At 37.7% G+C, this 14,815-nt stretch carries 12 protein-coding genes and 1 other annotated feature (1 of these 13 running past the window's edge); all 12 genes read right to left on the minus strand.

Features of this window, described 5'->3' with window-relative positions:
- Nucleotides 1-123, minus strand: a binding site (T-box leader) (it extends 92 nt beyond the left edge of the window).
- A 94-nt stretch (nucleotides 124-217) separates the two neighbouring features.
- The 12 genes from ppc to rpmG all read right to left on the minus strand — a co-directional run bounded on the left by ppc (nucleotide 218) and on the right by rpmG (nucleotide 14,791).
- Nucleotides 218-3,043: a phosphoenolpyruvate carboxylase gene (gene ppc, locus HW271_RS05075; protein WP_178895106.1), complete on the minus strand. Its 2,826-nt coding sequence runs from the start codon at nucleotides 3,041-3,043 to the stop codon at nucleotides 218-220.
- Nucleotides 3,044-3,066: 23 nt separating this feature from the next.
- Nucleotides 3,067-4,278, minus strand: coding sequence for a cell division peptidoglycan polymerase FtsW (ftsW, locus tag HW271_RS05080; protein ID WP_178895107.1), 1,212 nt, complete (start codon nucleotides 4,276-4,278; stop codon nucleotides 3,067-3,069).
- A 212-nt stretch (nucleotides 4,279-4,490) separates the two neighbouring features.
- A complete protein-coding gene (gene prsA / locus HW271_RS05085; RefSeq protein ID WP_178895108.1) occupies nucleotides 4,491-5,480 on the minus strand; it encodes a peptidylprolyl isomerase PrsA in 990 nt (329 codons plus the stop codon).
- A gap of 73 nt (nucleotides 5,481-5,553) precedes the next feature.
- On the minus strand, nucleotides 5,554-6,267 hold the full coding sequence (locus tag HW271_RS05090; protein ID WP_178895109.1) for an O-methyltransferase: 714 nt from the start codon (nucleotides 6,265-6,267) through the stop codon (nucleotides 5,554-5,556).
- Nucleotide 6,268: 1 nt separating this feature from the next.
- On the minus strand, nucleotides 6,269-8,071 hold the full coding sequence (pepF, locus tag HW271_RS05095) for an oligoendopeptidase F (protein ID WP_178895110.1): 1,803 nt from the start codon (nucleotides 8,069-8,071) through the stop codon (nucleotides 6,269-6,271).
- Between the two features lie 18 nt (nucleotides 8,072-8,089).
- The gene (locus HW271_RS05100) at nucleotides 8,090-9,046 is read right to left on the minus strand and encodes a competence protein CoiA (RefSeq protein ID WP_178895111.1); all 957 of its coding nucleotides are present in this window, start codon (nucleotides 9,044-9,046) and stop codon (nucleotides 8,090-8,092) included.
- Nucleotides 9,047-9,283: 237 nt separating this feature from the next.
- On the minus strand, nucleotides 9,284-10,432 hold the full coding sequence (locus HW271_RS05105; RefSeq protein WP_178895112.1) for a DUF1887 family protein: 1,149 nt from the start codon (nucleotides 10,430-10,432) through the stop codon (nucleotides 9,284-9,286).
- A gap of 189 nt (nucleotides 10,433-10,621) precedes the next feature.
- Nucleotides 10,622-11,482: an SAM-dependent methyltransferase TehB gene (gene tehB / locus HW271_RS05110; protein ID WP_178895113.1), complete on the minus strand. Its 861-nt coding sequence runs from the start codon at nucleotides 11,480-11,482 to the stop codon at nucleotides 10,622-10,624.
- A 14-nt stretch (nucleotides 11,483-11,496) separates the two neighbouring features.
- Nucleotides 11,497-11,964, minus strand: coding sequence for an SsrA-binding protein SmpB (gene smpB, locus HW271_RS05115; RefSeq protein WP_178895114.1), 468 nt, complete (start codon nucleotides 11,962-11,964; stop codon nucleotides 11,497-11,499).
- Complete coding sequence (gene rnr, locus HW271_RS05120; protein ID WP_178895115.1) at nucleotides 11,927-14,269, minus strand: ribonuclease R; 2,343 nt, start codon at nucleotides 14,267-14,269, stop codon at nucleotides 11,927-11,929. Before rnr ends, smpB begins: the two co-directional genes overlap by 38 nt.
- Before the next feature lie 99 nt (nucleotides 14,270-14,368).
- The gene (gene secG / locus HW271_RS05125) at nucleotides 14,369-14,602 is read right to left on the minus strand and encodes a preprotein translocase subunit SecG (protein ID WP_000282517.1); all 234 of its coding nucleotides are present in this window, start codon (nucleotides 14,600-14,602) and stop codon (nucleotides 14,369-14,371) included.
- A 39-nt stretch (nucleotides 14,603-14,641) separates the two neighbouring features.
- Nucleotides 14,642-14,791 (minus strand): 50S ribosomal protein L33, encoded by a 150-nt coding sequence (gene rpmG, locus HW271_RS05130; protein WP_007519517.1) that lies wholly within the window; start codon nucleotides 14,789-14,791, stop codon nucleotides 14,642-14,644.
- Nucleotides 14,792-14,815: the final 24 nt, after the last annotated feature.

Here is a 14,815-nt window from a genome sequence, read left to right on the forward strand (position 1 = left end):
ACCGAATTCTTATGATTTCAAATTCTTAATAGCATTCAGCCCAATTTCATCATCTTCATCTATCTGTTTTCACCAACCACAGACTCGCTAAAAAAATTCGATGATTACTTTCTGAATGCTTAAATTATATCATTTTACTAAAACTTGTCAAGGCTTTTTATGAATTATTTTTTAAAATTATGAAAATTCCTACGGTTTTTAAAAAATATAGCTTGTATTAACCTGAATTACGTAATCCTGTAGCAATTCCGTTAATAGTTGTATGAATCAATCTTTCTTCATCTGAAGAAAGCTCGCCACGACGTTGACGCTTAATCAATTCCAACTGGATATAGTTAAGGATATTGAAATAAGGCATACGGTAGTTCAAACTGTCTTTCAAGTAAGTATTTTCTGCCAAAAGTTCATCATAGCCTTCAATAGCCAGGATAACATTCTTAGTCAATTGCCATTCATCCAAAATAGTATAGTAGATTGCTTGTACTTCTTCACTTTCACAAAGTTTAGCATATTCAAAAGCAATATTCATATTTGATTTTGACAAGACCATATCAACGTTAGATAGGAGTGACTGGAAGAAAGGCCAGTTTTTATACATGTCGCGAAGGTATTCAATATTTTTTGGATCTTGATCAATAAATTCTTTGAAGCTTGAACCAACACCATACCAACCCGGGAACATGACACGACTTTGTGACCATGAGAATACCCAAGGAATGGCACGTAGACCACCAATTTCAGTGATTGTTTTACGAGCTGCTGGACGAGAACCAATATTAAAGCTTGAGATATTCTTTATTGGACTAGATTCAAAGAAATAATCGTAGAAATGGTCATTTCCAAATACTAGTTCACGGTAGATATCATAGCTACGACTGACTACTTGGTCCATGATAGCTTCATAGCGATTTGATGTATTAGTATCGCTCTTCTTCTGCGTAATCATACGATTGATAGCTGCTGATACCAACATTTCCAAGTTATAGTAGGCCGCATCCTTGTTTCCGTATTTATTTCCGATAACTTCACCTTGTTCAGTTAATCGAATACGATCTTTGATTGATTTGAGTGGTTGAGAAGCAATGGCATCATAAGTAGGGCCACCACCACGACCAACGGTACCACCACGACCGTGGAAGAAGGTTACTTTGACACCAAACTCATCACCAATAGCAGTCAATTGTTTTTGTGCCTTATAGAGTGTCCAACAAGATGAGAGGTATCCACCATCTTTGTTACTATCAGAGTAGCCAAGCATGATTTCTTGATAATTATCTTTTGAAGCAATCCACTTCTTAGCAAGCGGTAAAGAGAAATACTTTCTCATTGTTTCTTCGGAATGATCCAAGTCCTCAATTGTTTCAAAGAGAGGCACGATTTGAACACGTGCTTTTTCAGCATCCACAAGACCGACTTCTTTGAGCATGATTGCCAATTCTAACATATCAGACACGCTTGTTGCATGAGAAATAATCGTTTGACGAATGACGTCTTCTCCCAAACGATCTTTTAATTCACGAGCAGTTTGGAAAATGGCTAATTCTTTTTCAAGAAGTTCAGACTTTTCAGCATGAGTAGCTGACAAGATTCGAGGATCTTCTAACAATTCATGTAAAAGCAACTCGCACTTCTCATCTTCTGACAAATCGCTATAGTGGTCATTAATACCAGCAGATGCTAACAATTCAGCAACACAGGCTTCATGAACACTTGAGTCTTGGCGCATATCGATAGATGCTAAGAAGAAACCAAAGACTTCAACAGCCTCCAAAAGCTCAGCAAACTCTCCAGTTAGCAAGGCTTCTGCCTTATTTTCAAGCAATGAATCCTTAATGACATATAAGTCATGCTTAAACTCTTCAATTGTTTCGTAGTAAGGAGGACGCTCATCTGCCAAATCTTGGATAGCTCCTGAGATTCGATTGCTGATATAGTCAGTGATTTCTCCTTGTTGATGCCCTTGAGCGCCAAGAAGACGTTCGACATGATGACGTTCATCTGCTGATGAACCAACAACCGCCCACTCTTTTAGATTTAAAAGTGTTTGAATTAATTTAGATTGGATAAAGTGAAAAGCACGACGATAAGGTTCTTTCTCACGGAAGACAGATGTGTCACGAGATTGTGATGCCATTGCTTCGACAGCTTTGCTTGTCTTAGATAAATTTGTCGAAAGCGAGAATGTACGATAGAGACTAGAAATCTTACTGATATAATAATTTAATATTACTTCACTCTGAATAGTTGCTGAACGCATGAGAGTTTCAGCAGTTACAAATGGGTTCCCATCTCGGTCTCCACCGATCCACATTCCCATAGTAATAGGTTTTGCTTGTTTTAGGTCAATACCTTGCTCTTTTGCTAGACGTTTATACTCTAGCATTAGATTTGGTACTGCTTGAAGGAAGGAACTATTGTAGTATTCCATCACATTTGTGATTTCATTAGTTACTTTTAGTTTCTTTTCACGAATCATATCCGTCTGCATGATAATCTCTATATAGCGACGCAGATCATTGTGCCATTTTTCCTTATTAATAAGGCCCATTCTTACGTCACGGTATTTACGCAAGAGCGTATGAATATGAGTTGTCAAATCCAACATACTCTTCCGTTGAACCTGAGTTGGGTGGGCTGTCAATACTGGCACGACATTCAGACGTTCAAGAATCTCGGCCGCATTTTCTTTTTCTGCTACCATTTCAATGGTTGTTGACAATTTTCCAAGGTAATCTTGATCGATATTGTTTAAATGGTTAATCTCGTAAGCCAAGTCAACGTCTTCAGAAATATTGATTAATAGTGGCAAAATAGAGAAATATCTAGAGATGTAGACCATTTCATCATTTGAAAGTCCCGTCACAACTTTATCCAGTCCTTGATAGTCAAGCTTTGATGAAAGTTCCTTTAATTGTATAATTTTGTCAAAGGTCTCAGCGGGAAGCATATTTTTCGTGATATCTTCAAGTAAATCTGTCAAGATTTGAACTTCTTCTTGCACGACAGTTTTGTTACCAAAATTTTCTAACTTTTGAAGAGACATTTTTTTCTCCTTGTTACTTTTTCTTAGAGCTGTGCTTCATATTCGCTATAGAGTTTTGCACGTTTTTCACTAGCATCGATATTTAACACAAAGGCGATAGCTACTGATAGAACCAGGAGACTATTCCCCCCTTGAGAAAGGAATGGGAAGGTTACACCTGTTGAAGGGATCAATCCTGAAATCCCTCCGATATTAACGAATACCTGAATTAGAATCATCCCACCAATACCGATTGCTACCATAGAGTTGAACGGATCTTTTGCTCGTACCCCCACTAAAATAATACGAAGAATTAGGAAGAATAATAGTGCTAAAATAAGACTGGCACCAACAAATCCAAATTCCTCAATCACAATAGAGAAAACGAAGTCCGTGTGTGCCTCAGGTAGATAACCTCGTTTTTCGATAGAGTTTCCTAATCCTAGCCCAAACCATCCTCCATTTACCATAGCATAGTATGAATTTGCCAACTGGTGTCCTGCACCAGCGACATCATCAAATGGATTAAAGAAAGCACTGAATCGTTTAGCAACGTATCCAAATACTGGAATCTTAGAAACCTTTTCAACACCAATCAATTTAATGGCTGTGAGGGAAACAAAGGATAAACTGGTCAATATTCCAAGAATAGTTGCAAACCATCGATGAGCTATCCCACTAATTGAGTACATCAACAATGCTACTAAAAAGAGAATTGTAGCATTTCCAAGGTCAGGGAAAATAGCCAAACTTCCAATCATGACCAAAAGGACAAATCGCCAATCGTTAAAGGATCTAGGCAACCATTGGTTTTGAGTTAAAACTTGAAAATCATAAATACCAATCTCTTCTTGTTGTTTTGAAAAACGTTGAGCCAAGTACCAAATGATTATAATTTTCAAGTATTCCGCAGGCTGAACAGTTATAGGTCCTACTTTAATCCAACCGTAAGCACCATTGATGGGAATCCCAATCAAACGGGCTAAAGCTAGTAACACTAACTCAGCAAACATAACAATAAATAACAAACGTTCGTTTCGAAGAAAACCAAGTTTCAACTTATAGATTACTGCAATAAGCAACAAACTAACGATCCAAAACAAGCCCTGATTTCGAACTAATTGAAAAGCGCTCTTTCCTTCTTGAATCAAAGATGCACTCGTTGTCGAATATACCACTATTAAACCCAGAACGGATAAGAGAATATAGGGCACTAAAATAGAGTAATTCAACAGGTGCCTTTTACTAATTTTCATACTTCACCATCTACTAAATTTTTAATTTTCTATTCATTCTAGTTTTACAAGCTATTATACCATTTTTTAGACTAGAAAAAAACTCTTACCCTATAAAGGTTAGAATTTAAGCTTGTAGAATTCAAACAACAATTATTCTCATTTATAACTTTTATCTACGGAAGATTAAAAAAACTCTATCTTTCAAGAGTAGAAAGATAGAGTTGTCACCCTTAGTTTGAAGATGTTGTTGTAGTTTCACTTGCTGTTGTTGTAGTATCGCTTGCTGCTGATGTAGTTGTAGTTTCACTTGTTGTATCACTTTGGATATACTGAGTAAAGATATTTTGGAAGGCTTGGTCCTTAACCTTAATATTTGCGGCTTGCAATTCTTTACTAATAATACCTTGAACGAAAGTAGCATCATTTTGTTTTTGAGTCAGGATAACTGTCTTCAATTTTTCTTTATAATCTTCCCAGTTAGAAGATTTTTCTGTTTTCTTGGTCAATTTCACAATATAGAAACTGTTTGAATAAGCTTGTGTACCTGGAGCTGTGATCACATCTGAAATACCATTTACATCAAGAGCAAATGCAGCTTTTTTAACAACGTCTGGCAATTCTGTTGATGCAGAGTCAAAAGTGATTTCTCCCCCATTTGCTTTTGTCTTTTCGTCAGTTGAATTATCTTTAGCCAATTGTGCGAAGTCAGCTCCAGATTCTTTTGCTTTAGCAAGAACTTCTTTAGCCTTATCTTCACTATCAAGTTTAATAATTTGCGCAGTTACTTCTGGTGTGTACTCATCGTAAGCTTTTTTGTAGTTCTCATCTGTCAATTCAGCTTCTGCAGCTTTCTTAACAGCATACTCAACCAATTTACTTGTACGAATTTGAGCCTTACGACTTTCAGCTGTCATACCAGCACGAGAAAGAACGATTTGATAGCTATCACCATATTTCTTCTGCTCTTCTGCTACAGCTTCTTCAACTTCTTTATCACTTACTTCAGATCCATATTGTTTTTCAAAAACTTTTTGAATAGTCATGTTAAGTAATACTTGTTGAGCAGTTGGGTTGTTTTTCACTTCTTCATAAAATTGGTGCTCAGTGATGACATCACCCTTCATACTGATGAGGTCAGCTCCTTGAGAACTATTTGAACAAGCAGCCAAAGTAGCTACTGATAACAAAGTGATGGCACCAGCCAATAATTTTTTCTTCATGTTTACTCCTTTTTATCACTAGATAAATGTTTACCTTATCTATTTTACTAAATTGTCTTAAAAATATCTGAAACTAATCAACATCAGGCAGTTCTACTTCTGCTTGATTCTTTCTTAGCATCAATATTCCATCTCCAAGAGGAACTAGACTAGCTGTTAATCCTGGATTGTCTAAAGTTGCGTCAAATAGTCTTTGCAAACCACGATAAATGGTTCGTTGCCCGCGTCGGACTTCCATAATATCCTTAGCAATGTCTCCACCTTGGAAAATATCATCCAAGACAACTACTCCACCAACCTCAAGGTGTTTTAGGATTTCTGGCAAAAATACGATGTATTTGGATTTTGCAGAATCCATAAAAACAAAATCATAGGTCTCTGTCAATGTTGACAAAACGTCTACCGCATCGCCTTCCAAAAGAGTGATTTGTTGGCGAGTATCAAACTTGGCGAAATTTTCCTTGGCAAAACCAATCATTTCAGGATTTCTGTCAATGGTTGTAATTTTAGCCTCTGGGGCATGTTGAGCCATTAAAAGTGCCGAAAATCCAATTGCCGCTCCAATTTCTAAAATATTTTTTGGTTGAATTGTTTCCATTAGGAAACGGAAATAAGCGACTGTTTCATGAGGAATGATAGGAATATTCTCCTTGCGAGCAAAGTTTTCTAGTTCTTTTAAAGAACCAGTCACCTGCTCTTGTCTGTGGCGCATAAATTCCACAATCTCATCCTTAACAACAGGCCGTCGCATGTTATGGTTAGCATTTTTACTGTATGACTCAACCATTTTATGCTAATCCTAATTTTTCAACAAGGGCTTCGAACTCGTCCAAACGGCGTTCAAAGACTTCAAAAGCATCATTAAGATAGTCTTCTTTTTCCATATCGACACCAGCTTTTCGCATGATATTTAGAGGATAGTCTGACTTCCCAGCCTTGAGGTAATCAATATAACGGTCACGATCATCTTGACTACCGTGAACAATCTTTTCAGCCAAGGCCGAAGCTGCTGCAAAACCTGTTGAATATTGATATACATAGTAATTATAGTAGAAATGAGGGATACGAGCCCACTCATACTGAATTTGAGGGTTGTCTTCCTTGCTCAAGCCATAATATTCTTGGTTCAAGTCAGCATAGAGATTGTTTAAGAACTCGCTTGTCAAGACTTCACCATTTTGATCGGCTTGGTGAATAGCATGTTCAAATTCAGCAAATTGAGTTTGGCGGAACACTGTTCCACGGAAACCATCCAAGAAGTTATTGAGAATAGCAAAGCGTGTTGCGTCATCTTGAACTTCTTGCAATAATTTTTCAGTTAAGATATTTTCATTGGTTGTTGAAGCAATTTCTGCCAAGAAGATTGAGTAATCTCCGTATACATAAGGTTGGGTTTCACGCGTGTAGCTTGAATGCATACTATGACCTGTCTCATGTACAAGAGTAAAGAGATTGTCTAGGTTATCTTGCCAGTTAAGAAGCATAAAAGCGTTAGTATCGTAGGAACCACCAGAGTATGCACCTGAACGCTTGCCTTGGTTTTCATACACATCAATCCAACGTTCGCTAAAGGCGCGTTTGACACGACTCAAGTAATCTTCGCCAAGAACTGCTAAAGCTTCTTCTGCCTTCTTCAAGGCTTCCTCATAAGTAAAGCTGTATTCTACTGAAGACAAAGGTGTATAGACATCGTACATTTTAAGGTCTGGAATACCCAATATTTTTGAGCGAAGTGAGAGATAACGATGCAATAATGGCAAATGCTTACGAACAGCAGATACTAAGTTGTCATAGACACTTTCTGGAACAAAGTTCGCTGCAAGAGCTGCTTCACGCGCACTCGTGTAGTTTCGAACTTTTGCACGGTAGTTTTGTACTTTTACATTGGTCTGCAAGGTTTTAGCGTAAGTGTGCTGGTATTGCTCATAGGTAGAGTATAGTGCTTCATATGCACCACGACGAACTTCACGGTTCTTAGATTCTACTAAGCGCATATAGACACCGTGTGACAACTGCACTTCATTTCCATCTTCATCTTTAACAAATGGAAAGGCGATATCTGCATTATCTAAGATAGCGAAAGTTTCACTAGCAGCACCAAAGATTTCACCAGCACCTGCTAACAACTCTTCTTCACGTTGTGAAAGGACATGTTCCTTATTTTGCAAGAGTTTATCAAAGAAGTGTTTATAAGGCTGGAGTCTTGGTTCTTCTGCTAAAAAGTTTTGATACTGCTCTTCTGTTATTGCCATAAATTCTGGCTCATAGAAAGAGAACACCTGGTCGAGTTGACTATAAAGAGTCATTGCTTTTGCATAGTATTCTTGATATTTAGCAACTCGTGTATCCTGGTCGTTTTTCATATGAGCGTAGACATAGAGTTTTTCAAGACGACGGCTCAAATCCAAATAACGCTCTGTAATATTTAATAGGCTCTCTGCGCTATCCAAAAGATGCCCTTCAAGGCTAGCTGCTTCTTTTGTGTCCTCGGTTAATAGGGCTAATTCTTCTTCCCATTTTTGGTCTGTTTCAAAGATTGTTGATAGATCCCATGTATCTTTTTCATTGATTTCATTTCGTTGTAATACCATAAATTTCCTCCATCCTTTCTATTTTACCATATTTTTCGAGAAATAATGCTGATAAAAGGCAGGTGGATAGAGCTTTTGTTGCTGATTTTGTGGATTCAGTTCATAATAAGCCTGAAAGTTGCGGTAATAATCATATAGATTTTGACTTATCTGACAAAAATGAACATGTTCTATCGGCCTTACTTGGGGATACCAGTCCTGAGTCTTCAAATTTAATAGGTTTTCTCCTCTCAAGTAAGCTTGGGCTTGTTGCTTCATCCAATATGGATTTTGATAATAGAGTTGTTTTTGAATGTAACGACAAATATTTGCGTCTTGCTCAATGGAAAAAGTGGTTAGTTTTTGTTGCTGATAAGGGGTTCGTAATATTTCTAAAAGATTCCCTTTGCCATATGGAAATTCCTTGACCTGGTAATGTAGTTTTCCTTTCAAATCTTGATGGAGTAGATACTTGAGTCTCAAAACTCGTTTTTTATAATCTAACTCCCAAAGATAAAATCCCATATTATTACTAAAATAAAGAAAATCTCTTTGAAGTTTAGTTAGTCGCTCTTTTAGCCAGAGCTTTTCTCCCAATAGCCAAAGAACTTGAATTCCCAAACTTCGATAACCATTGCTTCTCTCCCGTAAAAGTTCACAAGAAATAGGACTACACTGAACTTCCAGTGCTAATCGCTTATTGATGAGGATATCTGCGATTTGCTTAAGTTCAGGAATCAGATGTTCCATTTCTACTTCAGCATCTTTCTTAGCCCAATTAAAAAGTGCCACCTTATTCTCTAAATGTTCTGGTCCTTCGTTCTCATGATAAAAATCACAACTTTTTAAACTTTCATGTGCAAAATGAGTTCTTACATTTTTTCCTTTTTTCAAGCGAACACTCGTTCCGCAAGCTGGACAATAATAAGCTTGTTTCTTTACTTCATTCTCTAACGCGTTGATTAAATGACCTTTTTTATCTCTAGCTAAAAACATATATCCCCCTTTTCTACTTTATTCGAAAAGGATAAGAAAAGAGAGTGGGACAGAAATCGGTAATTTGCTAGAATTCGATTTCGTCGTCCCACCTCCGCACAGTTGAGTAGGGCTGTAAAAGCTGATGAAAGCAGCGTAGTAGAGCCCACTCAACCACTGCGTCTTGCTCGACAATCCAAAGACAATTGAGAGTCTAGAACTATTATCCCAGACTCTTCTTCACTATAACATCTAGTATCATTGACGTTTGTTCTTCATATATTTTCGTAACATGGGAATAAGATTCTGTATTTGATCCTGCTTTATCACCATTACACCATATTCCTGACAACGATGACTATAAACAGGATTGATTTTTCCAGAGCAAACAATCATTTTCAAACAATTATCACCTGCAAAATGATTGGCATAAACTTCAAGTTCGTTAATAGCTTCAACTGCTAGATCCGTCATTTTACAAGAAATGAAAACTACAGAGTGACCTTTACGAAGAATAACATCAATCTCATTTTGAACATTGTCAGCCTCAGGGAAAATCCCATTCCAGTCAATTTCAGTACCAATCATACATTCATCAAAATACTCCGACTCGAGCGCTAGTAAATAGATATACAATTCTAAAATATGCCCTTTAGTTCGACATAACAGATGTGCTTCTGGTGTTGGGAATGTATAAGTAACAGTATCTGTTGTTTCCTCTTCTACTTTTAATAAATTAGCTTTTGTGAACAAAGGAATCAAGCTACTGGGGTAAGAATAAGTTTTTGCATTACTCTCCAAAACTTTTGCTGTTTCAGCGTGAAAATCATTTGTTTTTGCCAGTGCAAAGAATTGGGTAATCTGATACCATTTTTCAGGATTTTCGATAGCATATTTGGCCAATTTTTTTATAGCTAGCACTTGCTTATTAGAATGCTGAGGCCTTCTTGATTTAAGGACTTTTCCACCACGTAAAGCTATCAATTGTTCAATGGATAAACTAGGAAGCTCTAACTTTTTATCATAAATCTTACCCCTTTCCCAGGCATACTGCTTTCCTTGTTCAACATCCATAGCAATAATGGGAATACCTTTCTCCAAACCATACTGATATAGAACTATTGCTAATAGATTATCTCCACCAAAAACATCGATGGTCACTGTCTCAAAATCATTGATAAATACGTCTAATTCCTGGCAGATTTTTTCTAGGTGAAATTGTCGAAAATATACTTGTTTTAAGTGTGGAACTTGTTCCATTAGAAAATGCTTCAAGGATAGCTTATCTTCCTCAGCAATTTTTCTTGTAGAAAGGTATAAAATCTCATCACAATCATTGACAAAAGCCTGGTAGACATTTTTCTCAATAGCATGACGATCGTATAGTTCAATTAAAAGACTAGTCATCTTAAGACCTCCTAGACAAAAAAGTCTGAAAGAATAGTGGTCGATCAGAATCGTTGAAAAACTATCACAATTCTGTTAAATTTCATCGACTTCTCCTACTTCTAGTATAGCATAAATTGAGATTTCCCTTTCTTATTAGGGTAACAAATAAGGAATAGAAAACGACCGCTCTCTATTCCTTTTATACATTTATTTTACTTTTTTAGCCAACATGGTTGCAAAACGTAGTTGGATACGATTTCCGTTTTCATCACGACGGTGGAGATGGCCAGGATTTTCATTGTACTTCACTAATTCCCAGTCCTTGTAGTAATTTGATAACTCACCCTCTTTGAAGGTAAATGGGAAATCAACTGAACATGGATAATCTTCTGTATCCATAGCACACACAATCAAATTGTAACCTCCAATTGAGGTTTGTTCCTGCATGTTTTGAATAATAGCTGGAATGCGATCTGCTTGTAAAAACATCAGAACAACCGTTGATACGATAAAATCGTAAGTTTGTCCAATGCTAGCTGAATTGATATCGTAGATACCGACAGGCATTTCTAAATCTTCTTGCTCCACAATGCTCTGCAAGATTTCAAGAGATAGCTCATTTTGATCTACAGCTGTGACATCAAAGCCATGTTGAGCTAGAAAGAGTGCATTTCTTCCTTGACCACATCCTAGGTCTAGTGTCTTACATGGTTTTACTGTATCCATAGCTTCTAAAACTTCCGAATGAACTGGATTGCTATTGTATTTCTTAGGGAAGTAATCCTCCAGTTTACAGTAGAATTCCAAGTACCATTCCACATCTTCTGTGGCTGCTTCTACTCTGTGCCAGGCTTGAGGTTGTGCCATAGGATTATCAGCACCTGCTTCAAAAAAGTGCTCGGCTAAAACTTCCCCGTCTTCAGTCAACTCAATAAACTTAAGAGTCCCTTTTAATACGGTAATCTTGCCCCAGGTTCCGACCTTAGTATTGTGTTTTCTTTGAACAGCTTCTGGCATGGTGTCTTTATTCCAGACAGGCATGCGTTTGTAAGCAACTAGTTTATCCATATTCTTCACTCTTTCTATCGATGGTTAACAGCTTTCATCACACGCGCAATATCACGATCTTGCTCACGTCGTTTGATAGACTCACGTTTATCGTAATCGTGTTTCCCTTTTGCTAATCCTAAAAGAAGCTTGGCGTAACCATCTTTGATATAAACTTTAAGAGGAACCAGCGTCATCCCTGTTCCTTTGGTTTCTTGCTCTAATTTCTGGATTTGTTTTTTATGAAGGAGGAGTTTTCGACGACGTTCTGGCTCCTGGTTCCAGATGTTGCCCTCTTCATACGGAGCGATATGGACATTACTCAGCCAAACTTCCCCATTCTTAACCTGGGCAAACCCATCTTTCAGATTGATGCGAGCTGCTCGAACACTTTTGATCTCAGTTCCTGTCAAAACCATTCCTGCTTCAAGCGTATCTACAATTATATAGTCGTGGTGCGCCTTTTTATTTTGCGCGACGACCTTTCCCTCGCCCTTTGCCATGCTTGGCTCCTTTCTTTGCTACTTCTTTATAAAAAGGTTTCTTGCTTTTTTTCTTCTTGTCTTTTGGAGAATGCTTGCGCTTATCAACTAAGCGACCAGATTTTCTCTTGTCTTCTTTCTTATCTGAACGACGCCCTCTATCCTTACGACCAGAGTCTTTCAAACCTTTCTCAATGACATCAAATTCACTTGGAATAAAGGAGAAATCAATCTCACCAGTCATCTTATCAGCTCTTTCAACACGAATACGTATCTGCTGACCCACTCGGAAAGTAATTCCTGATTTCCCCCCAAGAAGGGTTAAATCGCGTTCGTTAAAATGATAGAACTCAGGCAGATTTGTAATATGAATCAAGCCTTCGACTGTATTTGGCAATTCAACAAAAAGACCAAATTTGACGATACTTGATACTACTGCATCATACTCTTCACCCACAAACTCTTCCATGTACTCAGCTTTTTTCATGGCTTCGACTTCACGTTCAGCTTCGATAGCCCGACGCTCACGATTGGATGATTGAGTTGCAATCTCTGGAATGACCTGTTCAAAATGTTCCGCCACTTCTTTAGAACGTCCATAGTCACGAATCATTCGGTGAACAAGGAGGTCCGGATAACGGCGAATCGGACTGGTAAAGTGAGTGTAATAGTCTGCGGCTAAACCATAATGCCCATGATTATGCTCAGAATAACGAGCCTGCTGCATAGAACGCAAAAGCATCATGGATAATACATCCGCGTAAGGTTCTCCCTCAACAGCACGCATGATGTCTTGGAGGGCTTCTTGACTAATTTCACTGGCAGTCCCATAAATTCTCAAGCCAAAACTTGAAGCATAATCAATAAACTTCTGAACTTTTTCAGCTTTAGGTTCCTCATGGATACGATAGATAAAAGGTAGGTCCAGCTTGCTGAAGTGCTCAGCAACCGTTTCGTTAGCAATCAACATAAAGGACTCAATCATACGTTCAGCAACACCACGATGTCGAAGAACAATGTCAACTGGCTTGCCTTTTTTATCTACCAAAATCTTAGCTTCATTGGTATCAAAACTGAGGGCTCCACGCTTAATTCGCATACTTTCCAAAGTTTCATGGAGCTTGGCCATAAGTTCGATACTAGGAACAATTTTCTTATACTCTCGTCTCTTCTCCTCGTCACCTGCTAGGATGTCATTGACATCACTATAAGTCATACGGAAACTTGTCTTGATAACAGTCTGTGTAATCGTATAATTACGAACACGACCATTTTTATCAATCTCCATAATAGCAGATTGAGTCAAGCGGTCCACTTGAGGGTTAAGAGAACAGATACCGTTTGAAAGACGCTCTGGCAACATTGGAACTACACGGTCTGTCACGTAGACGGAGGTCGCCCGATTAAGGGCTTCCTTATCTAGAGCAGATCCCTCTGTCACATAGTAAGAAACGTCGGCAATATGAACACCTAGTTCGATATTTCCATTTTTCAATGGTTTGATATGAACAGCATCATCCAAGTCTTTTGCATCCGCACCATCTATAGTAAATGTAATTTCATTCCTAAGATCCAATCGTCCTTCAAAATCCTTCTCAGATGGTACATCCGGTACATTTTCCGCTTCTTTAAGAACAGCTTCTGGAAACTCAGATACAATGTCCATTGACTCCAAGACTTCGAGGACATCAATCCCTGCATCTGTAGAATGTCCAACAACATCTAGCACACTAGCGACAAAGAAATCGTGTTTCTTACTTGGGTACTTATCAATAAAGACCTTGAGAACTTCTGTACCGTCTAATTGAATAGCTGGCTTCTTAACGTAGATAGGTTGACTAATCTTTTGATTTTTAGAACGGATATAACCCGCATACTTGGGTTTTTCCTCATCAAGAACGATTTGCCCGACAACCGTCGTCAAACTGTGTTCTAAAATATCAATAATCTTAGCTTCAGCTGCTGTACCTTTCTGTCGGTCTGCAATCTTCTTAATTACAATTTCAACAGTATCGCCATCAATGGCATAGTTAACATCATTTTTTCCTACAAAAAGGTCATCTTCTTCCCCTTCTAGGCTTACAAAACCAAAGCCATTTTTGTGGGCATGAAAAGTTCCTTTAAGAGTAATCTCGTGTTTCTTCTTTTGGTCCAAGGTGAGACTACCATCTTCTTCAAAGCGAATTTGGTGCTTCCTTTCCATCAGGGACAAGGTTTTAATGAGCTCTCGAAAGTCCTTGGAACCATCCTTTCCAAGAGCTTGAGCCAAGTCATTTACAGTGACTCGTCCCTTTTCTTTTAAATATTCTTTTATTCTATCTTTCATGTTTTCTTTCTAGATTGTTAAAATTTTTCTTTTTGGCGTAAAACCTTATTTCTTTCAAAAATAAAAATAGGCAAAGACCTAGTCTCGCCCATTATTTTCTTATCTACTTGATAATACCGTCAATGCTAAGGCAATGGCTAGCCAGAAAAAGACTAAGATTCCTGTCAAACGTTGCATTACGGCTTCAAAACCACGCGCTTTGCTACGTTCAAACAAATCACCTGAGCTGGCATCAAATACATTGCTAGATTGATTTTTAGTTGGTTGCATAAAAATTGCAATCACAATCACAACAGATAATACTAATAAAATGGTTAATAATAGGTTATACATATCAAACTCCTTAAAATCCCTATTATTCTACCATAATTTCTACTTAGATTCAAGATGTAGAGTCACTTTTCTTTCTTTGGGACAATACTTTAAGACTTCAATCTTATCTGGATGTGTTTTAGAGTTCTTACTGGTTAGATAATTCATGCTGCCACAAGAGGAGCATTTTAGATTAATTTTTACACGCACTAGATTTTTGTATTTGATACTATT

The sequence above is a fragment of the Streptococcus sp. oral taxon 061 genome (genome assembly GCF_013394695.1).
Taxonomy (GTDB): domain Bacteria; phylum Bacillota; class Bacilli; order Lactobacillales; family Streptococcaceae; genus Streptococcus.